Genomic DNA, 25,948 nt, shown 5'->3' on the forward strand with positions numbered 1-25,948 from the left:
AATCAAAAAAGGTTGTTCGATATCGAGCAACCTTTTTTTACGAAAGAGTATTTATCAATGATTATCCTGCCTGCTCATCAGGAATTTCTTCAATAATCACATCAATATTTTTAATTTCGCCATCTCGTAAGATTTGCACTGCGGTCTTGCTTCCAGGGCGGATTTCTGCGACTAAATCCATGGTTTCTGCGGCTGAAATAGCAGGTTTGCCATCAACCGATAAAATAATATCCCCTTGTAGTATGCCCGCTTTAGCTGCTGGCCCATTTGGGGCAACTTGGAAAACCCGCAAGCCTTGTATTTGGTTAATATTATTGTTATTTGACCTAATTTGAGGCAGTTCACGCGCCGTAATACCAATATAACCACGGATCACTCGGCCATCACGGATTAGCTTATCCATGATTTTAGTGGCAAGGGCGGTTGGAATGGCAAAGCTTAACCCCTCAGAACTAATGCCTTGGCCTGCTGTGAAAGAAAGTGTGTTAATGCCAACTAACTCCCCCTCGGTATTAATTAATGCCCCGCCAGAGTTACCCGAGTTGATTGAGGCATCGGTTTGCAGGAAATTTTGCCGACGGGTAGAGCTTAACCCTACGCGACCCGTTGCACTGATAATCCCCTGAGTAACGGTTTGGCCTATGTTATATGGGTTACCAATAGCGAGTACGACATCACCAACATGAGTGACCCGTTGCGTATTAATTGGAATAACGGGTAGGTTATCAGCGTCAATTTTCAATACGGCGAGATCAGTCAATGGATCCGAGCCAACCAGTAAGGCATCAAAAATAGCACCATCTTGTAAAGCGACTAAGATTTGGTCTGGGTTATCAACGACGTGTTTATTCGTGATAATGTAGCCATTTGGGCTCATGATCACACCCGAACCGAGGGATTTTAATTCACGCCCTGACTGGGAAAAACTACCTTTTGAGCTACTGTAAACATAGACTACTGCAGGCGCAGCACGGCGTACTGCTTTATTATAACTGATGGGCTCGCTATTTGTTTTACCATATAATAAGTCGGCTAAACCTTGAGGGCGCAACGAAGGAACCGCAACGATAATAATCAATGCAGTCAACAGGCCAAGCATGACAGATAAGGTTAGCTTCTTCACCATAGGATATAGAATATTTAGTTATTGCTTAAACATGTTCAGAGCATAACATAAAAAAACAGGTACAGCAGAGTGATACTGTACCTGTTTTGTTGATTTTCAGATGGTTTTTGATGAATTAATTTTTCATCAGTAAATATAAGGTTTCACCGTCACGTAATACTTTCATTGCTAATACAGGAGGTTTAGCATCAATAATCTTACGGAATTGTTCAATAGTCTCAACTCGAGCGTCATTAACACCAAAGATTAAATCGCCTTTTACGAGGCCAATGGCGGCAGCTGGCGATTTTGGTGCCACGCTATCAACTTGTACACCTTTAGTATTGCTAACGGTTGCATTAGAAATCGTTGCACCTAATAAGGATTCGCTCAACTTTTCAGCTTTAGTTGTTGAGCCTTCATCGTTCTCAAGAACCACTTTGACTTCCATTGGTTTACCTGAGCGAATCAAGCCAATAGTAATTTCTTTACCAATTTGGCTAGTACCGATTTTAGCTCTTAACTCTGCGAAGCTATTAATACGTTTACCATCAACAGAGACTAAAACGTCACCGGATTTAATGCCTGCTTTAGCTGCGGATGATTTAGGTAAAACTTCGCTCACGAAAGCGCCACGCTGTGCATCAATATTGAATGCTTTAGCGATATCGGAGTTCATTTCAGTACCTTTGATACCTAAGATCCCGCGTTTTACTTCACCATGCTTAATTAACTGCTCGCTAAGGTTTTTAGCCATATTACTTGGGATCGCGAAACCGATACCGATATTACCGCCGCCAGGTGCCAAAATCGCGGTGTTAATACCGATTAATTCACCGTTTAGGTTAACGAGAGCACCACCAGAGTTACCACGGTTAATGGAAGCATCGGTTTGGATAAAGTTTTCTAGGCCTTCAAGGTTTAAGCCGCTACGACCTAATGCTGAGATAATGCCAGATGTTGCTGTTTGCCCTAAACCAAATGGGTTCCCGACTGCAACCGCAAAATCACCTACACGCAATTTGTCAGAGTCTGCAATACTAACAGCAGTTAAGTTTTTGATATCTTTTGCATTGCTTATTTTCAATAACGCGATATCGGTTTGTGGGTCTTTCCCAATTAAGTTAACGGCAATTTCACGGCCATCGTTTAATTGAATTTGTATTTTGTCGGCGCCATCAATTACATGGTTGTTGGTTAAAATATAACCTTGCTGAGCGTCAATAATGACACCAGAACCTAAGCCTTCAAATGGACGTACGCTTTGTTGCTGTTGTGGTATATTCGGGCCAAAAAAGAATTTAAGCTCTTCTGGAATTTGTTGGTTCTGTACGCGAGTACCAGACACATGAATATTCACTACAGCTGGCAATACTTTTTCAAGCATTGGAGCTAAGCTAGGCATGTTCTGGCTTTGTGCTGTTGCCGGTAAAGTGGCAGGTAATGCTGCGCTACTAACCGCAGGAATAGCCGCTAAAGATAAGCCTAAACTCATTGCTACTGCGGTAAGAAAAAAGTTTTTTCTTTTCATAATTCAGTCGATTCTTTCAAGAATAAGTTATCAACTCACTGTGAATGCAGTTTTAGAAGAAACACAATGCGTTGAGATAATATTGGTTGGTATCAGATTCAATTTTACTGATGACTATGACCACCGATTATGCGCAAAAGTTCCCATGACGGGTAGCGAATATCCACTCTTTTACATCTATTTACATGTACCTTAAGTGAAACTTTAACTTCTATACAGTAGATAAATAAATTATTAAATTATATTTGGATGGAAATCTTGTTCAGAATTATTAACTAAAAATTTAATAATGGAAGACACACGGAAAGTGATAAAATTTAGTAGGTTTTATAGGAAATCACCAGTAAGCATTGCTTACTGGTGATAAAAGATAAAAATTTACTTTTCTTTCTCTTCAATAGGACGGAAAAGACCCGAAGCACCATCTGAGTAATCTCTTGGTGGCATTTTAACAGGCGCTTGGTCGTTATCTGCTTCAGATTCGGTTAAACGATAGTTAAATGGGTTGTCTTGTGCTGGCATATCAGGCATTAATTCAGATGAACTTTGTGCCATGTGTTGGTAAAGCTGGCGGTAATCGCGCGCCATTTTATCCAATAATTCTGCGCTACGAGCAAAATGGCTAACAAGCTCTTTACGGTACTCTTCGAGTTCAGTACTTTTTTTGTCTAGCTCAGCTTGCGCTGTTTTTTGTTGGCGAAGCTTTGGGTTGCCATAGCGCACAACTAATGCACCGATGATAAAACCCACAATCAATCCGATTAATGCATACTCCCAGGTCATGCTGACTCCTTCATTACTTCAATGTTCACAGATTCAATGTTCGCAGAAATTAAATGTTGTTACCGTTACTATACCTTAAATAATTCAAGTTGCATGTAAGCGTCAAGTAAAGCGTCTTAACATATTGTAATTTGGCTAGTTAAGTGATGACAAAATCTACAAGCCCTGAGTAGGTAGGTTAAATTAGTCAACAACTTATTAAGAGTGGAATCTTAAATCGAATTTCCTTACTCTATAGCGGCTCGTTAACCGAAAGTTAAATGATAACTGAATCTGGTTATAATAAAGGCAGTGTATATCAAATAACGGTAAAAAAACCGAAAAATTTTTAAGGATTATTCAGTTAATGTCGCCGATGACCCCTACAATGCGTTATCAACAAGCGCTGGCTGATGGAAACTACCAGCCAGATGACGTACAAAAGCTCGCTGTAGAACGCTTAGATAAAATATATCAGCAGCTTGTGAATACAACTTCTTCCACTTTACAAGATAAGCCCTCAGGTTTAAAGCAACGCTTTAGCCGCCTTCTTGGTAAAGCATCGACAGCACCAATTACCCCAGTAAAAGGGCTATATATGTGGGGCGGAGTAGGGCGTGGAAAAACATGGCTGATGGATATGTTTTACGAAAGTTTACCGGGTAACCGTAAACTTCGCTTACATTTTCATCGCTTTATGAAGAAAGTACAAGAAGATTTAATGGCATTACAAGGGCAAGAGAACCCGCTGGATATTATTGCGGATGAGTTTAAAAAACAAACAGATGTGTTGTGTTTTGATGAATTTTTTGTGTCAGATATTACCGACGCTATGATCCTTGGCACTTTACTCGAAGGGCTATTTGCTCGAGGTATCACACTGGTGGCTACCTCAAATATCATCCCTGATAATCTTTATCGTAACGGTTTGCAGCGAGCTCGTTTCTTACCTGCTATTGAGCAAATTAAAAAATACTGTGATGTAATGAATGTCGATGCAGGTATTGATTACCGCTTAAGAACTTTAACTCAAGCGCATCTTTTTTTATCCCCAATTAATTCTCAAAATCGTCAGCATTTAGATGAGGTTTTCGTTAAATTGGCGGGTAAGCAAGGGGAGCAAAATCCCGTTTTAGAGGTTAATCATCGTAAGATGCAAGCCATTCATGCTGCGGAAGGGGTGCTAGCAATCGAGTTTAAAGTTCTGTGTGAAGAGCCTCGTAGCCAAAATGACTACATTTACCTATCAAATTGCTACCACACTGTGTTGCTGTACAATGTCCCCGTGATGGGAATAACAGATGAAAATCCAGCACGTCGTTTTTTAGCGTTAATTGATGAGTTTTACGAACGAAAAGTTAAATTAGTCATTAATGCTGAAGTGCCAATGGAGTCGCTGTATCAAGGGCAACTTTTGGTTTTTGAGTACCAACGCTGCTTGTCTCGATTGCAAGAAATGCAAAGTGAAGAGTACCTGAAAATACCTCATTTAACTTAAGGTAAACGACAAAGCAGGGTTGTTAGCGAACAAGTTACCTGAATTGCATGATTTAAGTACAGTATACGATGTTTATTTGAGCAAACGTAAAAAAAATGCATTTGGGGTCGATTTTTGTTTCTGACTTCTCTATAATCTTGCGACCCCACGTTACAGCGTTGTTTTTTATTTCCCAAAAAATAACGCATTAATGCCAGTTAGGCTGCTCGAAGGGGTAGGTTTACTGGACAAAGAGTCGTGTGAACCTCAGAAAGCTTATGAACATGAGTGTTCACCAACGTGTAACTTCAATATTGGGTAAGTTTTAATGAAAACTTTTACAGCTAAACCAGAGACCGTAAAACGCGACTGGTACGTTGTTGATGCAGATGGCAAAACTTTAGGCCGTCTTGCAACTGAAATTGCTAGCCGTCTGCGCGGTAAGCATAAAGCGGAATATACTCCGCACGTGGATACTGGTGATTACATCATCGTTCTGAATGCAGAAAAAATTGCTGTTACCGGCAATAAACGCGAAGACAAAATCTACTATCGCCACACTGGCCATGTAGGTGGAATCAAGCAAGCAACTTTCGAAGAAATGATTGCTCGCAGTCCTGAGCGTGTGCTTGAAATCGCGGTTAAAGGCATGTTGCCAAAAGGACCTCTGGGTCGTGCAATGTACCGTAAACTGAAAGTTTACGCAGGTAATGAGCACAACCACGCGGCTCAACAACCGCAAGTTCTTGACATTTAATCGGGATTATAGCAATGGCTGAAAATCAATACTACGGCACTGGTCGCCGCAAAAGCTCATCTGCTCGTGTCTTTATTAAGCCGGGTAGCGGTAACATCACAATCAATCAACGTACACTGGAACAATACTTTGGTCGCGAAACTGCGCGCATGGTCGTTCGTCAGCCGTTAGAGTTGGTTGAAATGTTGGAAAAATTGGATCTGTACATCACTGTTAAAGGTGGTGGTATTTCAGGTCAGGCAGGCGCAATCCGTCACGGTATTACTCGTGCACTGATGGCTTATGATGAGACTCTTCGTTCTGATCTGCGTAAAGCTGGTTTCGTTACCCGTGATGCGCGTTCTGTTGAACGTAAAAAAGTGGGTCTGCGCAAAGCACGTCGTCGTCCACAGTTCTCCAAACGTTAATTTATTACCCTTTGGGTATAAAATTGATGAAAAAACCCGTCTTAATGGCGGGTTTTTTATTGCCTATTGTTTTACTTACATTTTTATTATTGATGCTAGAATAGCTGTGTCTAATTATGATTCTTTATAAAAGAATGAATATAATAAAAGAGAAAAATAATAATTTAGTCTAAAATCAAAAATAATTATTAGTGGAACAATATTGGGATAATTCTACTAAATATAGCCCGAACCCTAGAGTTTACTTTAGGTTTTTTATTCTATTTATCTTTGCTTTTTCATTAAAAAACTCTGAATTTTTATCTTTTTGAACCTAAGAATGAAATAAATCTGTGATTTTTTCGGTGTGTTCCCCCTAAGTTGTACAAAATCTGTTAGAATATGCCCCTGTTTTTTTATTTCACATTTCTCGCCTTTACTGTGCGGGAGGGTTGTGTTGACTTTCAGTATGGATAAATGAGAGTTAAACACAGGGGATTTTAAAATGGGTAATGGGTAATTAAAAATTAATTACATTTCGTCCATTTTGTATTTTGGAGGTTTTAATGGCTGTCGCTCCTAATAAACGTTCGGTAATGACATTGTTCTCTGGCCCTACTGACATTTTTAGCCATCAGGTACGGATTGTTTTGGCTGAAAAAGGGGTAAGTGTTGAAATTGAACATGTCGAACCCGGTCATCTGCCTCAAGATCTGATTGATCTCAACCCATACCAAAGCGTTCCAACATTAGTTGATCGTGACCTGACTCTGTATGACCCACACATTATCATGGAATACCTTGATGAGCGTTTTCCTCATCCGCCATTAATGCCTGTTTATCCAGTTGCACGTGGGACTAGCCGTCAATTGATGCACCGCATTCAAAATGATTGGTATTCATTAATGAGCAAAATAGAGAATGGTAGTGCGCAAGAGGCAGCAAACGCTCGTCGCCAACTCTCTGAAGAACTGATTGCGGTTTCTCCTGTTTTTGCTGAAATGGAATTCTTCATGAGTGAAGAGTTTAGTCTCGTAGATTGCTATTTGGCTCCATTGCTATGGCGTTTACCTGTACTCGGTATTGAATTGAACCCATCTAGCAGCAAATATCTGCAATTATATATGCAACGTGTGTTTGCACGTGACGCATTCTTAGCATCGTTGACTGAATCTGAGCGCGAAATGCGTTTGTCTACAAGAGGCTAAAAGAATGATGGAAATGACAGCAATGTCACCACGTCGCCCTTATTTGTTACGTGCCCACTATGAGTGGTTGCTTGATAACGATATGACTCCGCATTTGGTGGTTGATGTCACCGTTCCAGCGGTTAACGTTCCGATGGAATTTGCTCGAGATGGGCAAATTGTATTGAATGTTGCGCCAAGAGCTGTTGGTAATTTTGAAATAACCAACGAAGAAGTGCGTTTTAATGCTCGCTTTGGTGGGATACCTCGCCAAGTTTATGTCCCAATGGCCGCAATTATGGCGGTATATGCACGTGAAAATGGGGCTGGAATGATGTTTGAGCCTGAAGCTGCTTATGATGCAGAGTTATCAGCAGGTTTTGAACAGGCCGAAGAGCTTGAAGACAACATTTCTTTAGTTCATGAAACTGAATCTGTGGATGAAAATTCGCATGAGCCATCAGGGGATGAACCACCACGACCACCAAAAGGTCGGCCTTCGTTAAGGGTTGTCAAATAATCCATTAGCCGGGTTAGCAGTTAATGAATGAACAGAGGGGAATAAACCCTCTGTTTTTTATATAAATAAATCATTAAACCCCTAAAAATAATAAAATCCCTTCAGCAGCATTGCGCCCATCAGCAATAGCAGTCACAACAAGATCTGAGCCTCTTATTGTATCCCCGCCGGCAAACACTTTTTCATGGGAGGTTTGATAAGGAAAGGGACTGTTACGGTTTGCTATAATATGACCATATTTATCGCGCTGGATTAACGGTTTATCTAACCAAATTTGGTTATGAGGAATAAATCCATAAGCCACAATTATGGCATCGGCTTCGATAAAAAAAGTTGAATCTTTAATTAGTTCTACTTGATAACGACCATTTTCTAATTCGCCATTTTGCGTACGAGCGGCATAAACTCCCATAAGTTTCTGCTGCTCATTAATCACAAATTCTGTGACTTGCATATTAAAATGGAACTGGGCTCCTTCATCTAATGCATTAGCGACTTCTTTTCGTGAGGCTGGCATACTTTGTTCATCTCTACGATAGAAACAGCTAACCTGCTTCGCTCCTTGACGAATAGCGGTACGTACGCAATCCATTGCAGTATCTCCACCACCTAATACGATGACTCTTTTTGCGTGTAAATTAATATAGGGTTCGCCATTAGGGTTGGAAAGTTGCATTAAATGGCGTGTATTTGCGATTAGATAGGGAAGTGCTTCAAAAACGCCCTGAATCGCTTTTTTAGGTAAGTTACCTCGAATTGCTTGGTAAGTACCAGTACCAATAAAAATAGCGTCATAATTGGAAAGAAGCTCGTTTAGAGAGATATCTGTCCCTACTTCAGTATTCAATTGAAACTGAATACCCATTTCTGTAAATATTTCCCGTCTTTGGACCATTAGCTTCTTTTCTAGCTTAAATGACGGAATACCAAAGGTTAGTAGCCCACCTATTTCAGGGTGCTTATCAAAAACGACGACATTTACACCATTACGAATAAGCACATCGGCGCAAGAAAGACCCGCCGGGCCTGCGCCAACAATGGCGACACGTTTGTTAACGGGGCTAATATGGGAAAGGTTTGGGCGCCACCCCATCGCAAAAGCAGTATCATTAATATACCGCTCAATATGACCGATAGTGATAGAACCAGTTGTATCATTAAGTACACATGCTAATTCGCACAGTTTTTCTTGTGGGCAAACACGCCCACAAATTTCAGGTAAACTATTGGTATGATGAGATAATTCAGCAGCTTCGATAATTTTTCCTTCAGCAGCAAGCCTGAGCCACTTTGATATTGGATTATGTAGTGGGCACCTCCATTCACAAAATGGGCTACCACAAGATAGACAGCGGCTCGCTTGCTGTTGTGCATCGACGGCATTATCGGGCGCATAGATTTCAGTAAACGCTATTTTACGGATTTCCAGCGCTTTTTTAGGGGGCTCGCAACGTTGGGGACCGAAAATATTTGAACTCATGGCATTCCTTACTGAATTTTGTCTGATTTTACTTGAGATAGCTTGGGCTTTTACTTTGATTTTAGCGGCCTTCCACAAGAAACAGTAGCGTTATTGTTTTGATTTTTATGTGATTTTGATTAAAAAACACCCAAAATAAATTTTTACTTTATCTAACACAAAGAAAATACCTGATTGTTTTTTATCATTAATAGTAAAAAATGGCTATTGAATGAGCAGGATCGACATTTCGAGTGAATAATCATCCGAAACTGCCTTGTTTGATATATGATTCAAAGAGAATTTAACTAAGGGGTGGTTATGAAAGTACTTCGCGGCCTTGCGCAATACTATGTCGATTTAATGATGAAGCTCGGGCTGGTGCGATTTTCTCTGTTACTCGCATCTGCACTCGTTGTTCTCGCCATGATAATGCAAATGGCAGTGACAATTGTTTTAAGAGGGCATGTTGATAGCCTCGATATGGTGGGGTCAATTTTCTTTGGGTTAATTATTACCCCATTAGCTGTTTACTTTTTATCGGTGGTGGTTGAGCAGCTTGAAGAGTCTCGGCAGCGTTTATCGCGAATGGTTGATAAACTTGAAGTTATGCGAAAACGTGATGCTGATTTAAACACTCAGTTACAGGGAAATATTGAACAGCTTAACCTTGAAATTCTAGAGCGAGAAAAAGCAGAGCGTGCTCATTTAGAACTTCTGGAACAATTAAAACAAGAAATGAAGTACCGTGAGCAGACGCAAATTGAACTTGAGCAGCAATCTGTTTTACTTCGTTCATTCCTCGATGCCTCACCTGATTTAGTTTATTACCGCAACGAAAATAATGAGTTTTCGGGGTGTAACCGGGCAATGGAACTATTGACTGGAAAAAGTGAAAAACACTTAGTTGGGTTAACTCCATTAGATATTTATGATGTTGAAATTGCCTCTAAGGTTATGGAAACCGATGAAAAAGTATTTCGTCATAATGTTTCTCTCACTTATGAACAATGGTTGGTATATCCAGATGGTCGTAAAGCCTGTTTTGAACTTCGTAAAGTGCCTTTTTATGATCGCGTTGGTAAACGCCATGGTCTGATGGGCTTTGGGCGCGATATAACGGAGCGTAAACGCTATCAGGAGGCGTTAGAGAGCGCGAGTAGGGAGAAAACCACCTTTATTTCTACAATCAGCCACGAGCTTCGTACCCCCCTTAACGGCATTGTTGGTTTGAGCCGAATTTTATTAGATACAGATTTAACTTCGGAACAATCTAGCTATTTAAAAACTATTCATGTAAGTGCCGTTACGTTAGGTAATATATTCAATGATATTATTGAGATGGATAAAATTGAACGCCGTAAAGTTCAGTTAGATAACCAGCCCATCACATTATCTGAATTTGTGAATGATTTAGAGAATTTAAGTGGATTATTGGTACAGCCAAAAGGGCTTAAATTTGTCATGGATGTTGCCCCTGCATTACCGAAAACGGTGTTAACTGATGGGACTCGTTTGCGGCAAATATTGTGGAATTTAATTGGTAACGCAGTTAAGTTCACGCAAAAAGGTGAAGTGAAGCTTAGTATTTGGCAAGAAGCTGAAAATAAACTGTTTTTCAGGGTTCAGGATAGTGGCATAGGTATACCTAAGGGCGAATTAGATAAAATCTTTGCAATGTATTACCAAGTAACAGATTCTGCTGGAGGTAAACCTGCAACTGGAACGGGTATTGGGCTTTCTGTATCTCGTCGCTTAGCACAAAATATGGGAGGCGATATACAAGTTGAAAGTGAAATAGGACAAGGCTCCACTTTTACTTTATCTATCACAGCGCCTGTTGTTGAAAGTCATGTTATTGAACAGCAAGATAGTGAAGACGATTACCCATTGCCTGCATTACATATTTTACTCGTAGAAGATATTGAACTGAATGTTGTTGTTGCTTGTTCTGTATTAGAAAATTTAGGAAATACGGTTGATGTAGCAATGAATGGGAAAGATGCTCTCGAGATGTTTGCCCCTGGAGAATATGATTTAGTTTTATTGGATATCCAATTACCTGATATGACAGGCCTAGATATCTCTCGGCAACTCAAACAGCAGTATGATAAGCAAGACTTACCACCATTGATTGCTTTAACGGCAAATGTTCTTAAAGATAAAAAAGAATACTTTGATGCAGGTATGGATGGGGTATTGAGTAAACCATTATCAGTTCCAGCATTGACCCAAATTATTGAGCAATTTTGGGGGGAACAATCTACTCAACCTGAAGAAATATCGGGTGAGCATGAGACTTCGAGTGTTGATGAATCTAGGCTCGATTGCGATATGCTAGAACAGTATATTGAGTTAGTTGGCCCTAAGCTTATTTATGATGGCCTAGATGTCTTTGAAAAAATGCTGCCGGGTTACTTAGCTATTCTTGATTCAAATATGGTGGCTAAAGACCAAAAAGGGATTGTTGAGGAGGCTCATAAAATCAAAGGCGCAGCAGGTTCTGTTGGCTTAAAGAACTTACAGAAAATTGCACAACAGATTCAATCTCCTGATTTACCTGCATGGTGGGACAATGTGCAAGAATGGGTCGATGAATTAAAACAGGATTGGAAAGCAGATATAGAAACTTTGAGAAACTGGGTTGATGAGCGTACAAAAAAATAACCCCAACCGAAGTTGGGGTGCGCGAATACTGCGCCAACACCAGGGAAATCGTTGATTTGCATATGCTTTTTGTTTTTTGCAAATCATAAAATTAGGTATATCACTGTAAAGGGCAACATCAAGATACCAAAATTTAGCGAATCTGTTACAAGATTCATTAAAATCTGTGATGAAGATTGATGTTTATGCACCTTAGCGCCTGAGAGATAATTTACTACAAATGGAGGAAGATATGAAATCAATTGCGGTTATTTTAAGTGGCTGCGGTGTTTTTGACGGAAGCGAGATTCATGAGTCAGTGCTAACTATGCTAGCTTTGAGTCAATATAATGCTGAAGTTCATTTTTTTGCGCCTAATGAGTTACAACCTACTGTTATAAATCATATAAATGGAGAATTGAAAACAGAAAAGCGTAACCAAATGGAGGAATCTTCACGTATTACACGTGGGAAAATATCACCTTTATCGTCAGCTGATGCTTCAAAGCTAGATGCCCTCATTATTCCTGGTGGTTTTGGGGCGGCAAAAAATTTATGTGATTTCGCAGTTAAAGGAAGTGAGTGTGAAATTAATAAAGAACTATTAAGTTTAGTACGCCAAATGCACCAACAGAAAAAGCCGCTAGGGCTGATGTGTATTGCTCCAGTGATGCTTCCTAAAATGTTAAATACATCAGTAGAACTAACTATTGGAGATGATAGTGAAACGATTGCTCAAATAGAAATTATGGGGGGGAAACATATTAAATGTGCTGTTGATGATATTGTAATTGATGAAGTTAACCGAGTTGTTACAACACCTGCTTATATGCTAGCTCAATCAATTTCTGAAGCAAATACGGGTATTAATAAGCTTGTTAAGAAAGTATTGGAAATGGCGTGATTATTTGAATGCGAACTATTGTTTCTAGATTATGGCACTGGTTAAAGAAGATCACATTTTCATTACTTGTGGTGTGGATTTGTTCAGTCATTTTATTTAAATACATACCAGTGCCTTTTTCTGCAGTGATGATTGAACGGCAAGTTAGTGCATGGATAAACTTAAATTTTTCTTATGTGTCTCATTCTGAATGGGTAGATGAAAATCACATTTCTCCGTATATCTATTTAGCAGTAATTGCAGCGGAAGATCAAAATTTTCCTCATCATTGGGGGTTCGACCTTGATGCAATTGAGCGAGCTTACAAACATAATTTGAGTAATAAACAAACAATTAGAGGGGCTTCAACTATCTCACAGCAGACAGTAAAAAATGTGTGGTTATGGGATGGAAGAAGTTGGTTAAGAAAAGGCTTAGAGACAGTAATGACTCCTGTTATGGAGCTTTTATGGTCAAAGAAAAGAATACTGACCGTTTATCTTAATATAGTAGAGTTTGGTGATGGTGTTTTTGGGGTCGAAGAGGCTGCAAATAAATTCTTTAATAAGCCTGCTAGCAAGCTTTCAATGAGTGAGGCTGCACTATTAGCTGCGGTTTTGCCTAATCCTCATAGATATAGTGTAAAAAACCCATCTTCTTATGTGCTCAAAAGGCAAGCTTGGATCTTGAACCAAATGCACTTATTGGGAGGTAAGAATTATCTGAAAATAAACCAGTTGATGAACGAATAAGAAAAAAGCCATGGTTTTTAACCCACGGCTTTTGTTTTTATAACAATATATTATTGTTTATGATTAATTAAGATAAGTGAAAGCAGTCGTTACTCGACGAACACCATCTGTTTCACTAGCGATTTTCGCCGCTGCATCTCCTTCTTGCCTTGTTAATACACCTAGCAAGAAAACCTCACCGTTTTCAGTAATGACTTTCACACTACCAGATTTAACGCTATCACTCGCGAGGATTTTAGATTTAACTTTGGTTGTTAACCAAGTATCTTTTGAGGCTGTACCTAAATCAACAGGCTCACCACTACGGACTTCATTATAAACTGCGATGGTGCCATCAACGTTAGAGGCTATTTGTTTTGCTCGTTCAGCCCAAGCCATATCAGGGCTTTGGCCTGTTAGCAGAACATTTCCTTTATAAGCGGTTGCAATGATACGAGCCTTGCCCGTAATTTCTTTATCTTTGTTCAGTTGCCCACTAACTCGAGCTTCTAAGGTGCCATCGTCAACTTGTTGACCAACTGTACGAGGGTCAGTTGCGCTTTTTGTTGCAACAGCAGCGGAACCGACTACAGCAGCACCAATACAACCTTGTAATAGAATAGTACTAATGACTATGGCAAAAACCGGAATTAATCGCATTTTATCTCCTTAATCGTCCTGATGTGGGAAAAGAGTATTATCTATGAGGTCACATAGACAATTTACAGTAAGAAGGTGAACTTCTTGAATTCGAACACTTCGTTGGGATGGAATACGAATTTCAACATCTTGGGGGCCAAGTAAACCTGCGAGTTCCCCTCCGTCATAACCTGTTAGGGCGACAATTGTCATGTCTCTAGTTACGGCTGCTTCAACTGCCTTAATGATATCGCTACTATTACCATGGGTTGAAATTGCCATCAAAACATCACCATGTTGACCTAATGCTCTAACTTGTTTCGCATAAATTTCAGAAGGCTGCTTACTACCCGAAATCGCAGTTAACACTGCATTATCTGTATTAAGTGCTAAAGCGGGTAAGCTAGGGCGTTCGGTTTCAAAGCGATGGATCATACTTGCAGCAAAACGTTGTGCAGTAGCGGCAGAAGCACCATTACCACAACATAAAATTTTGTTGCCATTGAGTAGAGATTGAACCATCATCATCGCGGCTCTTGAAATGGCATCAGGCAGCGCTTCAGCAGCTGCTATTTGAGTTTGTATACTTTCAGTGAAGCAAACTTTTATTCGGTCTAGCACGAGTTTTTCCTTTGTCGCCTCGATATAATTCAAATTATTTTTGTATATTGCCATTATATTTGAATTATAGCTTTGTTGACTGCATGATCAGCGTATAAAACTGATTATATCATTTGTTAATAAATATCATTTTCGTTGAATGCATTTTGTATCCAGTCAAATTGGTTTCCCGTGATGGCGCAGATATCAAAACGGCATGCACTGGTTTCAAAACTTTCTTGCCTTTGTGAGAGCCAATATTTGGCAGCAGCTAATAGTTTTCGACGTTTGTGCCAGTTTACTGATAAAAGTGCATCTCCGTAATCACAATTCTTGCGAAACCGAACTTCAACAAATACCCAACCTGTATTATCTCGCATGATGAGGTCGATTTCTCCGCCTCGGTTCCTTGCATTACGTTCAACAAATGTTAATCCCTGCTGTTTCAGGAATGCGAGCACTTGATTTTCATAGTACCGGCCTGTTAACCATTGTATGGCTTTTGGCATAATTTTCATGACGTCCTTGTCTGAAAAAAAATGAAGTATTCAGTGATGTTATTGTGAGGAAACCACTTTGCCTTGTTTAAATTGCAACCAAGGTAATTCTCGGAACACTACACAGTTTGGTGTAGTACTCAAGGTTCCTGATGCACCATTGATACGAAATTGTCCAGATTGCTGTAGCTTGTCGTAATTGTTGGCTAAAGACCATGCGTCAATACCCATGGCATATAAGCGGAATAAAGAGTAATCATTGTTCAGCTTTTGTTGGGCTTGTTTACGTAAGTTATTGTTTGCACCTGCGAGTAAAGGGATTTCGCTAAATTTAACGCCATCCATTTCAAAGCGGTAGTCTGCGCCAGATCCAGCTTGATTACTGCGAGAGCTTGCATAAAGCGAAGGACGAGAACGAGAACTAATTGCCATTTCAATCATTGGCTTGATTAAGGTCAGCTCATCACGGGTGGCAACAATATAAACGCCGTCAATCGCACCAGCTGAATCGACATATTGTGAGTCTATCGATTGTATTCCGGTATTCACAGGCGTTCCTGTCATACGGATACCTGCGCCGCGATTAATCGACTCTTTTAAAGAAGGGACAGACCCAAAGGTTTGCATTAAAACGGTCCCGCCGCCTTTTTCTTGCCACCCTTGTGCAAAGGCTTTGGCTATCCTATCACCGAAAGCATTAGCGGGAACTAGTACCAATGGCATTTGCTTACCTTCAGCTTTCATGTAAGCGGCAGCATTTTGTGCCTCATCTTCTGGCGATAATGAAAAATAGCAAAGATTAGGTCGAGGTTGTAATTGGTTTGCATCAAGCTCATTGAGGGCGAGCACACTGACAGGCGCTCCCATTTGGGTAATAACTTGAACGTCACTTTTTAATAATGGCCCAACAATAAGATTAAAACCTTCATTTTTCGCTTGTTCAATAAGCTCAGGCATTTGCTTGTTTGTGGTATCAAACACTTTGACGCTTTGGGTATTCACAGGGGCGGCATCAATACGCAAAGTTGATGTCACCACGTCGCTATCGCTAGAGGTGGGGGCATTACCTGTTGTTGCTGCAACTTGTTCATAAATTTGGTCAAGCACATCATTTCCACTACTTGATGGTGGAGTTATGGCTGTTTTAGAAGCTGGCCCTTGAGGCAGGCCTTTTTGTGCATCCATAAAGCCTTGCATAATCGCTTGACCGAATACTTGTCCTTGCCCACTCATGGGTAAAAACAATGCAATCTTAGGATTTTTACCCACTTGAGGTATCATAGCTTGTTGCAAAAGCGTCGGCGTTGTCATCACTCCAGGGTTATTCGAGTAACGCATTTTCCAATCGTTATAGCCTGCAAGTAAAGCATCTGTGTCGTCTCGGTTGTTTTGATAAATATCTAAAAGATCGACCCAGCCTTGGAGAATATTTTCATCTGCCCCAATTCCATGAATTTGTTCTGGCGTTAACTGTGTTAACATCTGCCATAACCCATCAATATTAGCTTGGCGTTCAGCGGCTGTTTTTAATAAAGGTTCTTGGCTAATGTAGGCCCGTATTGCCTCCATTGAAGGCTTACCTTGTGCAGCATCAATGATTGCTTGGTAACGGCTAGCATCATCAGATGTGCTTTGCTCAGGCGTTTTTTGGGTTGACGGAAAGTATTCCGAGACAATTTGGCACCCTGACAGTGCAAATGTGGACAGCATTGCTGTGCAGATTAACCCTTTTTTCAAATGCAAAAAAATTGAAGGACGCATACTGTATCCAATGGTGTATTTTTCAATTGCTTAATTTTAAACCGGCTATTCGGATGAAACAATGAACCAACCTAATCAAGCTGTGGTTATGGCATCCACGCTGTATATTGTCCCTACCCCAATTGGTAATATGGGGGATATAACGCAACGCGCGTTGGATGTTCTTAAACATGTTGACCTTATTGCAGCAGAGGACACTCGGCATTCAGGCATTCTATTACAGAATTTTGCGATAAATGCGCGGTTGTTTGCTCTGCATGATCATAATGAACAGCAAAAGGCAGATCAATTAATTAGTCGACTTCAACAAGGTGATAGTATCGCATTAGTCTCCGATGCGGGTACACCTTTAATTAATGATCCAGGTTATCATCTAGTTAATCGTTGCCGCGAAGCGGGTATTCGTGTTGTACCTTTACCGGGTGCCTGTGCTGCTATTACCGCGTTATCAGCGGCGGGTTTACCCTCAGACCGTTTTTGTTATGAAGGTTTTTTACCTGCTAAAACAAAAGGGCGTAAAGATGTTTTACAATCACTCGAACAAGAAACTCGCACGCTGATTTTCTATGAATCAACCCACCGTTTGTTAGATAGTTTAGCAGATATGGTGGAAGTCTGGGGGCCAGATCGCCATGTTGTTTTAGCGCGAGAAATCACGAAAACGTGGGAGTCCATTGAAGGCCGCCCAGTGGGGGAATTACTCGCTTGGGTAAAAGAAGATGAAAACCGTCACCGTGGCGAAATGGTGTTGATTGTCGAAGGGTATAAAAAGCCAGCGGATGACTCTGCAGTTTCCCCTGAAGTGGTGAGAACATTAAATTTATTACAAAAAGAATTACCCCCTAAAAAAGCGGCTGCAATCACGGCTGAAATTTATGGTCTCAAGAAAAATATGCTGTATAAGTTGATGCTTGATAATCAAAGTGATGAATGATTTTTGGGCAAATACCACGATTTGATTGATATAAGTGGTAAATTGCCCACGCTAGAGTCTGTACAAGCAACAACAAAGTGCCTATAATTCGCCGCGGAGTTGGCCAGACAACCGCTGCTTTATCGTAGTCCCTTCGGGAGACGGGTAGAGGGGAGGAAAGTCCGGGCTCCATAGGGCAGGGTGCCAGATAACGTCTGGGAGGCGCGAGCCTACGACTAGTGCAACAGAGAGCAAACCGCCGATGGCCTGTTTACAGGATCAGGTAAGGGTGAAAGGGTGCGGTAAGAGCGCACCGCGCGACTGGCAACAGTTCGTGGCACGGTAAACTCCACCCGGAGCAAGACCAAATAGGGGTTCATATGGTGCGGCCCGCATTGAACTCGGGTAGGTTGCTGGAGCCAGTGCGCAAGTGCTGGCCTAGATGAATGGTTGTCCATGACAGAACCCGGCTTATCGGCCAACTCCACAGACAAATAAAAAAGGCTATAGCACTTTTATTGCTATAGCCTTTTTTATTACTCGTCATATTTCAACTTGTAGGGGTGTTGGCTGCTCTCGGCTACTCTAGTCACATACTTATGTATGCTCCTAGAGATATCCTCCCTTGCCGCCTACCTACAAGCTGAACTATTTAGAGCTGTTTATTGCCGCAAGCTAATCTTGTCACCTCGTTTTTCTGAAATCATCAATATCGTCACGCTCTGATGCAAATCAATACGCTATGTGAATATGTAATTACAATAGTGGTATTTATAATGCATGTTAAAGAGATGTGCGTAGATGATAAAGAAATCACGTGTAAGGTACCAACGTCGCCCAGGTACAACTGGGGGAAAACTCCCTTGGAATGATTGGCGAAATGCATCAACATGGCGTAAATTTGTACAGTTCACGCTATTGGCGATCAATATTTATATTGGAGTTACCTTCTATTACTGGGTACGATATTACGAAACTGGAGGGGCGACAATTCACCTTCCTCGCCCTGGTGGAATTGAAGGTTGGCTGCCGATTGCGGGGTTAATGAATTTAAAATATACCTTGGAAACGGGGAGTTTTCCGCCAATTCATGCGGCCTCAATGTTTTTATTAGTCTCTTTTATTGTGATTAGCTTACTGTTCAAAAAAGCATTTTGTTCATGGATGTGCCCGATTGGCACAATATCAGAGTACACTGGTAAGTTAGGGAAAAAAGTCTTTCGTTATCAAAACCAAATTAGCTTACCTAAATGGCTCGATATCCCTTTAAGGGGCCTAAAATATTTGTTATTAGGTTTCTTTCTTTATATTGCATTTTCCATGTCTGCACAGATGATCCAATATTTTATGATGTCGCCTTATGGGATCATTATTGACGTAAAAATGTTGGATTTTTTTCGTTATATTAGCTTGTTTGCGCTTATTACTGTGGTCATTTTAGTGATAGCAAGCTTGTTTATTCGTAATGCTTGGTGCCGTTATTTGTGCCCTTATGGCGCTTTGTTAGGCATTTTTTCGTTATTTTCGCCATTTAAAATTCGGCGAAATGTGGAAAGTTGTATTGATTGCGGAAAATGTGCCAAGAACTGCCCATCACGGATACCTGTCGATAAGTTAATTACTGTAAGAACGGTGGAATGTACGGGATGTATGACTTGCGTTGAGTCTTGCCCTGTTGCATCAACGTTGGATTTTTCATTGCAAGTGCCAACAAAAAAACGTCAATTTCGCTTATCGGGTTGGATGATGGCAATTCTAACCTTAGCAGTTTTATTTATTATTATTGGTATTGCTATGTATTTTGGCGTTTGGGATAGCCCAGTACCTGATAATTATTGGTTTCATATTATACCAAATGCAAGAATGATAGGTCATTGATGTGCAATAAAAAGCCCCGCTGCATACAATGATGAGCGGGGCAACTTGTTGTTTTGTCATGATGACAGACTTTGTACTGCTTATTTATACTTATTTACTCGCTTATATTTATTTTCTCACTTACTGCTTACTACCACATCAATTAACCGCTTGCTTAACCATCTGCAATAATTGACGTACATCTTCTGGGCGAGTGTTGCCCGTTTCTTTATCAATGATGGAACTATAAATATGAGGAATGATTTTTTTCACGCCTGCATCAAGGGCAATTTGCAAAATTTCAGCAAAGTTATCTAAATCAATGCCGCCTGTAGGCTCTAAAGAAAAATCAAAGTCAGCGCAAGCTTTGGCAATGGCTTTATATTCTTCAATATATGTTAATCCTTTCATATTAAAGAATTTAACTGAGTCAGCACCCATGTCTTTAAGCATCATAATGGCAGTTTCAACCGGAACAATGCCATCTGGCGCTTGAGAGCTTAGTGGGCCTGTAGAAATTTTCACCATACCTACCGTGCCTGTGGGTGATATGAGCGCATTCACGAAGGTTTCATTTTGGCCTAATAGTGCACGGCTAATTGGTGCGCCAGTAAAGACTTGGTTAACGTGCTGTGGTTGAACTTCTTTTGAAATCAGCGATACCATGGTTGACTGATTTGGGTCGCCAGCACCGAGACCAACTGATAATGCATTATCGGTTTCTTGTGCATAAATGCGCATATCTGCAATGGCACTTTCTAAGTCAGGGTAATTTTTAGATAAAACACCAACAACAACAAAGGTTTCTGCTGCGGCATAGATATCTTTTGCATTCTGATGGCTGCCTGCCAGTACGTTTAAACAGACACGGTCACGATAAAAATTCGGTGACAATTTCATCTTAAATTCCTTCTACTAACAAACGAATATTCTTAGAAATAACATCAAGTTGTTCAGTGCTAACACTACGAATGTCAGCCTCTACTTTTCCTTCGTTGGCTTTGTACTCACGGAAGTAAATCGCGGTATCGCCCTGTTTTAGCTCAGCCATGATTTGGTAAGTGGTTTTGCCTATCATTTTTTCATCAAAGCTAATTTCGGTACGGGCAATATCACGTCCTGCACCATCCCAGACGACTCGAGCAGAGATACCTTTAATGGCATTTAAATCACTGATGAATTGACTCATTCGATTAACCATCTCTGCGCCTGTTTCTTTGGTAGCAGTCAGGTACTGTTCGATAGCGAGTGTGAGCCCCAAAATACCTTCTTTACCTACTTTCATCGCACGGCCAATACCTTGGCTTTGGCGTTTTACCCACTCAATATATTGTTTTTTACCGATAACCAGACCGCTTGTTGGGCCTTCGATTGCTTTTGCTCCGCTGTAAATCACAATATCGCCACCGGCTTGGTAGTAAGCGGTAAGTTCTTCTTCTGCTGCGGCATCAACGATCAGGGGGAGCTGGTGGTCATGAGCCACTTTGGCGGCTTGTTCCACGGTTAACATGCTTTTTTGCACGGTATGGTGTGATTTGATGTACAAAATAGCGGCTGTATTGGGGGTGATTTTTGCTGCTAACTGAGCGGCACTGCACTCATTAGCAAAACCCGCTTCGACTACTTTACCGCCACCTAAGCTTACCATTGTGTCCACAGGAGCACCAAAATTAACGTTATGGCCTTTAGGTAAAATAATTTCACGTGGAACAACTTTGTCGGATGAATGCAAATTGAGCAGTAAATCATCATCATCTTGTACAATCACCGCTGCAACAGCTTGTGCAATACCAGCAGAGGCACAAGACACAACCATCGCAGCTTCAACATTTAATAGATTAGCAATATATTCGCCAGTTTTATTAACTAAGTCTTTAATTTCAAAATAATTATTTAATCCATAAGCAACACGTTCAACAACTTCTGGAGTTGGCGTTGAAACACCCAGAATTGTCATGCGGCCAGAGGCATTAATAACGTGTTTTAACTGATATTTATCATAAATCGATTGCATGTTCTGATTCACCTTGTGCATGAATAATGTGTTTTCCACCGACGATAGCAGCCAATGGTACGAAGCGGTGAGTGCCTATACGGTGTTCGCCTTCTGCATCCGTGAGCTCTGTTTGCTCTTCTTTAAGGTCAAAAAGGGTTATGTCGGCGTCAAAGCCCGGCCTTAAATAGCCTTTCGCGGGTAACGATAAGAAGTTGGCGGCTTTTTCGGTAACGCAGCGAAGCACTTGTTCCGCACTAAAGCCCATACACAGAAATTTGGTCATCACAAAAGCGAGGCTATAAACAGGGCCATTAACGCGGTTGCGGTGGTAAATATCGGAACTGATGATGTCAGGGTAAGTGCCAATGCGCATCGCTTGCTCTGCAACTTTAAAGCTAAAGCTTTCACCGCCATGTCCAACATCTAATATGACACCCCGTGCGAGTGCGCGAGCAATTGATGGTTTTAGGTAGCCATCTTCGCCTAAAATCTTATTGGGTTTGCCATTAAAGCAGTGAGTGATGATATCGCCGCGCGTCAGTAAATCAGCGACTTCATCAATATCCGGCGGGTTGTTGCCAATATGCACCATGAGTGGAAGATGGTGTTTTTTCTGCATTTCTTTAGCTTTAATCAGTGGGGTAATGCCATTTTCACCAACCACGCTTTTACTCATACGGGCTTTCATACCAACAACAAAGCCGGAGTGGCGTTCGATAGCGTCTTGAAAGCAGGCTTCATTGATGTTGTTCATATCCGACAATTCATTTTGCGCAATGATGCCAATACGTGAAATATTTAACAGAGAAAAGACATTCGTTTTTGATTTCTGGGTGAGCTGATAAAATTTATCAATATCATCAGCACCGACACTACCTGCATCAACCAGTGAGGTAACTCCGCCAGCGGCTCCTGCTAAATCAGGGTCATCGAAGTAAATAGGTGACTCAACAAAGCAATGAGCATGAGAGTCAATCCACCCAGCACTGACATAAGTTTTTCCTTGTAGGTCAATGACTTTTTCGGCTTGCTGATTATTCGCTAATTCAGGGCCTGCCGCTTCGATTTTTCCATCTTTAATAAGAATGTCGATAATCGAGCCATCGATACGCTTACCTTGTTTGATGATTAAAGTGTACATAGTTGTCCTCTCTATACTCGATACTCGTCATACTCGTCATACTTCAAACCGCAGCGTTGTTGGCAGCACTTCCGCTACCCTAGTCACATACTTTTGTATGCTCCTAGGGATATCGTCGTTTGCCGCCTAGCTGCAATTTGAATTATTTAGAGTATGCCTAAGTGCGTATTCTAAATGATGTCAACCGCAGCGTTGTTGGCAGCACTTCCGCTACCCTAGTCACATACTTTTGTATGCTCCTAGGGATATCGTCGTTTGCCGCCTAGCTGCAATTTGAATTATTTAGAGTATGCCTAAGTGCGTATTCTAAATGATGTCAACCACAGCGTTGTTGGCAGCACCTAGTCACATACTTTTGTATGCTCCTAGGGATATCGTCGTTTGCCGCCTAGCTGCAATTTGAATTATTTAGAGTATGCCTAAGTGCGTATTCTAAATGATGTCAACCGCAGCGTTGTTGGCAGCACTTTCGCTACTCTTTGAACTATTTCGAGTCTGTTTTTAACTTATGTTATTCAGTAACCCGGAGCATATGCCCCGGGAGAGTGTTGGTTAAGCGACGATTGGGAAGAAATAACCGAACAACATTGCACCTAAAATGGCGCCACCGGCAACGGGTTTTTGCCATACATAGAAAATCAATGCGCCAATTAAAGAGCCAATTCCGATTGGAATGGATGCGGCCATCGCAGCTAAAATAATTAATGGACCTAAGAAACGGCCAGAGGTATTACCCGCACCCATCATGACGTCAGCACCAAAGGTTGAGTTAGCCTGAGCAATCGTGAATTTACGTGCAAATACAATCAGTAAGCCGATTAATACGCCAAGGAATAAGCCAGTTAGTAACGACATCCAGAAGTTAGTGACTAAAAAATCCCAACCAGCGGCTAAAAATAAGGCGGGAACACCGAGGCCAATACCGGTTTGCAGTGCACCACCGATATCTAAAATACCGACCAATGAACCTTCGATGATCCTAGCAAATAAGAAACTTGCACCAAATGCTGCGACTGCGCCATAAACCCCGGTATCTAACCCTGCACGTAACATGGCGACGAACGCCACTTCGTTAAATGCCCCAAAACCGTAGACGACATACATGTGGGTACCTGCGAAGATCCCTGCGGAAAGCAACCCAACAAAAATCGGGAAGGACCATTCTGCGTACCAAAAATCTTGTTTGTTAATTTCTGTTGTCATGATTATTTCCCGCTCAGCAGACCGTGGACGTATTCAAGCCACAATGGTTTATCTAGGTTGAAAGAGGTGATCATCTTTAGGTCGAATTCACGGAAGAAGCCGCTGAGAACGAACAGGAGAACCACTGTTATCATCATTGTACGAGTGATACGGTTCCAGCCGTTGTCATCAACGCCTTTACCAATCAAGATACCTAAAACTAAACCAGGGATAGCATTCCCCATGATTAGCTGAGCACAACCACCAAATAATGTTGCCCAGAAACCTGAACGACGCCCTGCATCCATGGCGGCTAACCAGAAGATGACTGGCATCACGGTATTAACTAACAAGTTTGCGGCAGGCACTAGTACGTTAATGGCTGTCGTTTGTAGTGCAGCAGGAACTGCGGAAGCGGTTGTGTTTAAGAAGGCGACAACTAATGCCCCAATGATGGCACAAGCGATAGCCATTTTTTTCGGGTTATGCAGTGTGTCAGCGACACTACGGTTTTTGGTTAATAGTGCCGCCGCGCCCCAGTTTGGGATGATGCGGTGGTCAACATCTTGTGTAAATGCCCCAGCAGCAACTGACGATGCCCATGCGTTAAAGAAGAACCCTAAGCCGAAAGAAAAATGAGACGCTGGGTCGCCTTCACAAGCGTTCAGCTCACCCAATGTACGGAATGCCCCCATACCTTGTACGGTTGGTGCGTGGAACATACGCGCAGCCCCTGCGCCTAAGCCAAAGCCGCAGAGCCCACCGATGATCAGGGACATGCCCAATATTTCTAAAAAAGATGCAGTTTCACTCATGGAATTAACTCCAGACCTGATTGCTATTATTGTTCTGTAAATGGTATTTCGTTGACAGAAAGTAAAGTGACATCCAGCGAAACGTCGAGTACAACACGAAAATGTTCACGTTTGCGTGGCAAAAAGAGAAAAAGAAATTTTTCTGTCCGCGAATGAGAGTGAGCACTAATCACTTCAACATCCTTTGGTTCTATCCGTAGGATGATATCTGTGCTGTTCTTCAGTACGGTTTTTTGAATTGAATTTAAGGCGTCAGCTATTGCTTTTTGCTTAGTGTCGCCTTGCCCTGTAACCCGTACAACCGTTTCGATAGATTTTTTCATTAAGCGTTGCCGTATTTTTTATTGAATGCTTTTACCAAGCGCTCGCCTAACTCTTCCTTGTCCATAAAACCGAAACCTAATACATTGCAACCGTCTGCAATCGCGGTTTCTCCCTCTTCAATAGAGCGCATCCCATAGCGAGCTTTATAGCCATATTTAGTTTGAGCGGTAATTGCGCCAGCGCCACCACTACCACAAAATGAGATGCCTAAATCGGCTTGTTCTGCGTTCATGACATCACCGAGTTTCATATCAGCAGCGACCCCCGGAACAACAACCGCTTTACCACCCGCAGCTTCAACACCGGTAGCTACTTTTTGGCCTTTACCTAAACGGTCACCGATAACAACAACTATCTGTTTCATAAAATATTCTCCAAATCCTACCAAATTAGTAATTAATCATTTGAACGTGCGACTTCAAAGTGAACAGAGAGTAAATAAGTCTCTTCAGGTGCTAATCCAGGAAGTGTGTCAACAACCCGTTGTGCGAGCACTATCGAATGTTCAGAAATTTCATCGAATAAGCTGATATCGACTTCTGGTAAGGCTTCACCCGTTTTTGCTCTACCGACCATGGCACGTAAATGAGACTCCAACATCTGTTGTTGTACATCTGTGGTGTAGCAGTCCTCCTGCTTGAGCCAGTCAGTAATCACTGCTAGCAGTTTTTGTGTCACCTCATCAATATCAAGGTTATGTTCTAACATTTTAAAAACGACAACTGATTCACTCATAACTATTTAAAATCCAAAGTAATATTGCAAGTTAGACTACTCTG

Annotated in this window: 26 protein-coding genes and 1 other RNA gene; 11 read left to right on the plus strand and 16 right to left on the minus strand. The window is 41.3% G+C overall.

From position 1 onward, the window contains the following. Positions 1 to 61: 61 nt before the first annotated feature. The 3 genes from degS to zapG form a co-directional block, all read right to left on the minus strand. Positions 62 to 1,126 carry an outer membrane-stress sensor serine endopeptidase DegS gene (gene degS / locus M1F25_RS05045; RefSeq protein WP_181489386.1) on the minus strand — a complete coding sequence of 355 codons (1,065 nt, stop codon included), beginning with the start codon at positions 1,124 to 1,126 and terminating at the stop codon, positions 62 to 64. 115 nt (positions 1,127 to 1,241) lie between these two features. Continuing rightward, on the minus strand, positions 1,242 to 2,636 hold the full coding sequence (locus tag M1F25_RS05050; RefSeq protein ID WP_036958026.1) for a Do family serine endopeptidase: 1,395 nt from the start codon (positions 2,634 to 2,636) through the stop codon (positions 1,242 to 1,244). Positions 2,637 to 3,014: 378 nt separating this feature from the next. Next, a complete protein-coding gene (gene zapG, locus M1F25_RS05055) occupies positions 3,015 to 3,419 on the minus strand; it encodes a Z-ring associated protein ZapG (protein ID WP_004908297.1) in 405 nt (134 codons plus the stop codon). A 346-nt stretch (positions 3,420 to 3,765) separates the two neighbouring features. Between zapG and zapE the strand changes: the two genes are divergently transcribed. The 5 genes from zapE to sspB all read left to right on the plus strand — a co-directional run bounded on the left by zapE (position 3,766) and on the right by sspB (position 7,725). Next, positions 3,766 to 4,896: a cell division protein ZapE gene (zapE, locus tag M1F25_RS05060; protein ID WP_181489388.1), complete on the plus strand. Its 1,131-nt coding sequence runs from the start codon at positions 3,766 to 3,768 to the stop codon at positions 4,894 to 4,896. 307 nt (positions 4,897 to 5,203) lie between these two features. After that, the gene (gene rplM / locus M1F25_RS05065) at positions 5,204 to 5,632 is read left to right on the plus strand and encodes a 50S ribosomal protein L13 (protein ID WP_004258237.1); all 429 of its coding nucleotides are present in this window, start codon (positions 5,204 to 5,206) and stop codon (positions 5,630 to 5,632) included. A 14-nt stretch (positions 5,633 to 5,646) separates the two neighbouring features. After that, the gene (rpsI, locus tag M1F25_RS05070; RefSeq protein ID WP_004258235.1) at positions 5,647 to 6,039 is read left to right on the plus strand and encodes a 30S ribosomal protein S9; all 393 of its coding nucleotides are present in this window, start codon (positions 5,647 to 5,649) and stop codon (positions 6,037 to 6,039) included. A gap of 545 nt (positions 6,040 to 6,584) precedes the next feature. After that, positions 6,585 to 7,226, plus strand: a complete 642-nt coding sequence (sspA, locus tag M1F25_RS05075) for a stringent starvation protein SspA (protein ID WP_004258227.1) — start codon at positions 6,585 to 6,587, stop codon at positions 7,224 to 7,226. 7 nt (positions 7,227 to 7,233) lie between these two features. Beyond that, positions 7,234 to 7,725: a ClpXP protease specificity-enhancing factor gene (gene sspB / locus M1F25_RS05080; protein WP_405127824.1), complete on the plus strand. Its 492-nt coding sequence runs from the start codon at positions 7,234 to 7,236 to the stop codon at positions 7,723 to 7,725. 73 nt (positions 7,726 to 7,798) lie between these two features. On the opposite strand, the gene M1F25_RS05085 is transcribed toward sspB, so the two are convergent. Then, the gene (locus M1F25_RS05085; protein ID WP_181489390.1) at positions 7,799 to 9,205 is read right to left on the minus strand and encodes an FAD-dependent oxidoreductase; all 1,407 of its coding nucleotides are present in this window, start codon (positions 9,203 to 9,205) and stop codon (positions 7,799 to 7,801) included. A 300-nt stretch (positions 9,206 to 9,505) separates the two neighbouring features. Here M1F25_RS05085 and arcB point away from each other — a divergent pair, with 300 nt between their 5' ends. The 3 genes from arcB (at position 9,506) to mtgA (ending at position 13,465) form a co-directional block, all read left to right on the plus strand. After that, positions 9,506 to 11,851 carry an aerobic respiration two-component sensor histidine kinase ArcB gene (arcB, locus tag M1F25_RS05090; protein ID WP_004258220.1) on the plus strand — a complete coding sequence of 782 codons (2,346 nt, stop codon included), beginning with the start codon at positions 9,506 to 9,508 and terminating at the stop codon, positions 11,849 to 11,851. Positions 11,852 to 12,083: 232 nt separating this feature from the next. Then, the gene (gene elbB, locus M1F25_RS05095) at positions 12,084 to 12,734 is read left to right on the plus strand and encodes an isoprenoid biosynthesis glyoxalase ElbB (protein ID WP_094961520.1); all 651 of its coding nucleotides are present in this window, start codon (positions 12,084 to 12,086) and stop codon (positions 12,732 to 12,734) included. A gap of 8 nt (positions 12,735 to 12,742) precedes the next feature. After that, a complete protein-coding gene (mtgA, locus tag M1F25_RS05100; RefSeq protein WP_094961521.1) occupies positions 12,743 to 13,465 on the plus strand; it encodes a monofunctional biosynthetic peptidoglycan transglycosylase in 723 nt (240 codons plus the stop codon). 63 nt (positions 13,466 to 13,528) lie between these two features. Here mtgA and dolP read toward each other — a convergent pair whose 3' ends face one another. From dolP to M1F25_RS05120, 4 genes are all read right to left on the minus strand, one after another. Then, positions 13,529 to 14,104, minus strand: coding sequence for a division/outer membrane stress-associated lipid-binding lipoprotein (gene dolP, locus M1F25_RS05105; protein ID WP_004258215.1), 576 nt, complete (start codon positions 14,102 to 14,104; stop codon positions 13,529 to 13,531). 9 nt (positions 14,105 to 14,113) lie between these two features. After that, on the minus strand, positions 14,114 to 14,704 hold the full coding sequence (diaA, locus tag M1F25_RS05110; protein WP_004908326.1) for a DnaA initiator-associating protein DiaA: 591 nt from the start codon (positions 14,702 to 14,704) through the stop codon (positions 14,114 to 14,116). 116 nt (positions 14,705 to 14,820) lie between these two features. Next, a complete protein-coding gene (locus tag M1F25_RS05115) occupies positions 14,821 to 15,201 on the minus strand; it encodes a YraN family protein (RefSeq protein ID WP_004258211.1) in 381 nt (126 codons plus the stop codon). Positions 15,202 to 15,240: 39 nt separating this feature from the next. Beyond that, the gene (locus tag M1F25_RS05120; protein ID WP_181489392.1) at positions 15,241 to 16,941 is read right to left on the minus strand and encodes a penicillin-binding protein activator; all 1,701 of its coding nucleotides are present in this window, start codon (positions 16,939 to 16,941) and stop codon (positions 15,241 to 15,243) included. A 61-nt stretch (positions 16,942 to 17,002) separates the two neighbouring features. On the opposite strand from M1F25_RS05120, the gene rsmI reads away from it, so the two are divergent. From rsmI to M1F25_RS05135, 3 genes are all read left to right on the plus strand, one after another. Then, positions 17,003 to 17,875 carry a 16S rRNA (cytidine(1402)-2'-O)-methyltransferase gene (gene rsmI, locus M1F25_RS05125; RefSeq protein WP_004258206.1) on the plus strand — a complete coding sequence of 291 codons (873 nt, stop codon included), beginning with the start codon at positions 17,003 to 17,005 and terminating at the stop codon, positions 17,873 to 17,875. Positions 17,876 to 17,970: 95 nt separating this feature from the next. Next, positions 17,971 to 18,344: RNase P RNA component class A (gene rnpB, locus M1F25_RS05130), an RNA gene on the plus strand. A gap of 311 nt (positions 18,345 to 18,655) precedes the next feature. Further along, positions 18,656 to 19,732 carry a 4Fe-4S binding protein gene (locus M1F25_RS05135; RefSeq protein WP_094961523.1) on the plus strand — a complete coding sequence of 359 codons (1,077 nt, stop codon included), beginning with the start codon at positions 18,656 to 18,658 and terminating at the stop codon, positions 19,730 to 19,732. Between the two features lie 138 nt (positions 19,733 to 19,870). Here the strand turns inward: M1F25_RS05135 and dagF are convergent, their stop codons facing one another. The 8 genes from dagF to M1F25_RS05175 form a co-directional block, all read right to left on the minus strand. Continuing rightward, positions 19,871 to 20,611, minus strand: coding sequence for a 2-dehydro-3-deoxy-phosphogluconate aldolase (dagF, locus tag M1F25_RS05140; protein WP_112307578.1), 741 nt, complete (start codon positions 20,609 to 20,611; stop codon positions 19,871 to 19,873). 1 nt (position 20,612) lies between these two features. Then, positions 20,613 to 21,725 (minus strand): DgaE family pyridoxal phosphate-dependent ammonia lyase, encoded by a 1,113-nt coding sequence (locus M1F25_RS05145; RefSeq protein ID WP_094961525.1) that lies wholly within the window; start codon positions 21,723 to 21,725, stop codon positions 20,613 to 20,615. Continuing rightward, the gene (locus M1F25_RS05150; protein WP_110591220.1) at positions 21,709 to 22,848 is read right to left on the minus strand and encodes an amidohydrolase/deacetylase family metallohydrolase; all 1,140 of its coding nucleotides are present in this window, start codon (positions 22,846 to 22,848) and stop codon (positions 21,709 to 21,711) included. The genes M1F25_RS05145 and M1F25_RS05150 overlap by 17 nt, the downstream gene beginning before the upstream one ends. Before the next feature lie 552 nt (positions 22,849 to 23,400). Beyond that, positions 23,401 to 24,051: a DUF4310 family protein gene (locus M1F25_RS05155; RefSeq protein WP_004258187.1), complete on the minus strand. Its 651-nt coding sequence runs from the start codon at positions 24,049 to 24,051 to the stop codon at positions 23,401 to 23,403. 2 nt (positions 24,052 to 24,053) lie between these two features. Further along, on the minus strand, positions 24,054 to 24,845 hold the full coding sequence (locus M1F25_RS05160) for a DUF4311 domain-containing protein (RefSeq protein ID WP_004258184.1): 792 nt from the start codon (positions 24,843 to 24,845) through the stop codon (positions 24,054 to 24,056). 26 nt (positions 24,846 to 24,871) lie between these two features. Continuing rightward, entirely contained in the window at positions 24,872 to 25,168 is a 297-nt protein-coding gene (locus M1F25_RS05165; protein WP_004258180.1) for a DUF4312 family protein, read from the minus strand. Beyond that, positions 25,168 to 25,533 carry an SFCGS family glycine-rich protein gene (locus M1F25_RS05170; RefSeq protein WP_112307576.1) on the minus strand — a complete coding sequence of 122 codons (366 nt, stop codon included), beginning with the start codon at positions 25,531 to 25,533 and terminating at the stop codon, positions 25,168 to 25,170. The genes M1F25_RS05165 and M1F25_RS05170 overlap by 1 nt, the downstream gene beginning before the upstream one ends. Before the next feature lie 32 nt (positions 25,534 to 25,565). Further along, positions 25,566 to 25,904, minus strand: coding sequence for a transcriptional antiterminator (locus M1F25_RS05175; protein ID WP_004258172.1), 339 nt, complete (start codon positions 25,902 to 25,904; stop codon positions 25,566 to 25,568). Positions 25,905 to 25,948 lie beyond the last annotated feature (44 nt).

This window comes from Providencia sp. PROV109 (genome assembly GCF_033681625.1).
Taxonomy (GTDB): Bacteria; Pseudomonadota; Gammaproteobacteria; order Enterobacterales; family Enterobacteriaceae; genus Providencia; species Providencia hangzhouensis.

What these genes read in the sequence shown, in the direction of transcription:
- M1F25_RS05175 (WP_004258172.1), bottom strand. Translation starts at nt 25,904, where the DNA reads ATGAGTGAATCAGTTGTCGTTTTTAAAATGTTAGAACATAACCTTGAT.
- M1F25_RS05085 (WP_181489390.1), bottom strand. Translation starts at nt 9,205, where the DNA reads ATGAGTTCAAATATTTTCGGTCCCCAACGTTGCGAGCCCCCTAAAAAA.
- M1F25_RS05115 (WP_004258211.1), bottom strand. Translation starts at nt 15,201, where the DNA reads ATGAAAATTATGCCAAAAGCCATACAATGGTTAACAGGCCGGTACTAT.
- M1F25_RS05135 (WP_094961523.1), top strand. Translation starts at nt 18,656, where the DNA reads ATGATAAAGAAATCACGTGTAAGGTACCAACGTCGCCCAGGTACAACT.
- sspB (WP_405127824.1), top strand. Translation starts at nt 7,234, where the DNA reads ATGGAAATGACAGCAATGTCACCACGTCGCCCTTATTTGTTACGTGCC.
- degS (WP_181489386.1), bottom strand. Translation starts at nt 1,126, where the DNA reads ATGGTGAAGAAGCTAACCTTATCTGTCATGCTTGGCCTGTTGACTGCA.
- zapE (WP_181489388.1), top strand. Translation starts at nt 3,766, where the DNA reads ATGTCGCCGATGACCCCTACAATGCGTTATCAACAAGCGCTGGCTGAT.
- M1F25_RS05120 (WP_181489392.1), bottom strand. Translation starts at nt 16,941, where the DNA reads ATGCGTCCTTCAATTTTTTTGCATTTGAAAAAAGGGTTAATCTGCACA.
- rsmI (WP_004258206.1), top strand. Translation starts at nt 17,003, where the DNA reads ATGAACCAACCTAATCAAGCTGTGGTTATGGCATCCACGCTGTATATT.
- dolP (WP_004258215.1), bottom strand. Translation starts at nt 14,104, where the DNA reads ATGCGATTAATTCCGGTTTTTGCCATAGTCATTAGTACTATTCTATTA.
- elbB (WP_094961520.1), top strand. Translation starts at nt 12,084, where the DNA reads ATGAAATCAATTGCGGTTATTTTAAGTGGCTGCGGTGTTTTTGACGGA.
- zapG (WP_004908297.1), bottom strand. Translation starts at nt 3,419, where the DNA reads ATGACCTGGGAGTATGCATTAATCGGATTGATTGTGGGTTTTATCATC.
- sspA (WP_004258227.1), top strand. Translation starts at nt 6,585, where the DNA reads ATGGCTGTCGCTCCTAATAAACGTTCGGTAATGACATTGTTCTCTGGC.
- mtgA (WP_094961521.1), top strand. Translation starts at nt 12,743, where the DNA reads ATGCGAACTATTGTTTCTAGATTATGGCACTGGTTAAAGAAGATCACA.
- M1F25_RS05160 (WP_004258184.1), bottom strand. Translation starts at nt 24,845, where the DNA reads ATGAGTGAAACTGCATCTTTTTTAGAAATATTGGGCATGTCCCTGATC.
- rpsI (WP_004258235.1), top strand. Translation starts at nt 5,647, where the DNA reads ATGGCTGAAAATCAATACTACGGCACTGGTCGCCGCAAAAGCTCATCT.
- M1F25_RS05145 (WP_094961525.1), bottom strand. Translation starts at nt 21,725, where the DNA reads ATGCAATCGATTTATGATAAATATCAGTTAAAACACGTTATTAATGCC.
- M1F25_RS05155 (WP_004258187.1), bottom strand. Translation starts at nt 24,051, where the DNA reads ATGACAACAGAAATTAACAAACAAGATTTTTGGTACGCAGAATGGTCC.
- dagF (WP_112307578.1), bottom strand. Translation starts at nt 20,611, where the DNA reads ATGAAATTGTCACCGAATTTTTATCGTGACCGTGTCTGTTTAAACGTA.
- rplM (WP_004258237.1), top strand. Translation starts at nt 5,204, where the DNA reads ATGAAAACTTTTACAGCTAAACCAGAGACCGTAAAACGCGACTGGTAC.
- M1F25_RS05165 (WP_004258180.1), bottom strand. Translation starts at nt 25,168, where the DNA reads ATGAAAAAATCTATCGAAACGGTTGTACGGGTTACAGGGCAAGGCGAC.
- M1F25_RS05050 (WP_036958026.1), bottom strand. Translation starts at nt 2,636, where the DNA reads ATGAAAAGAAAAAACTTTTTTCTTACCGCAGTAGCAATGAGTTTAGGC.
- M1F25_RS05150 (WP_110591220.1), bottom strand. Translation starts at nt 22,848, where the DNA reads ATGTACACTTTAATCATCAAACAAGGTAAGCGTATCGATGGCTCGATT.
- M1F25_RS05170 (WP_112307576.1), bottom strand. Translation starts at nt 25,533, where the DNA reads ATGAAACAGATAGTTGTTGTTATCGGTGACCGTTTAGGTAAAGGCCAA.
- arcB (WP_004258220.1), top strand. Translation starts at nt 9,506, where the DNA reads ATGAAAGTACTTCGCGGCCTTGCGCAATACTATGTCGATTTAATGATG.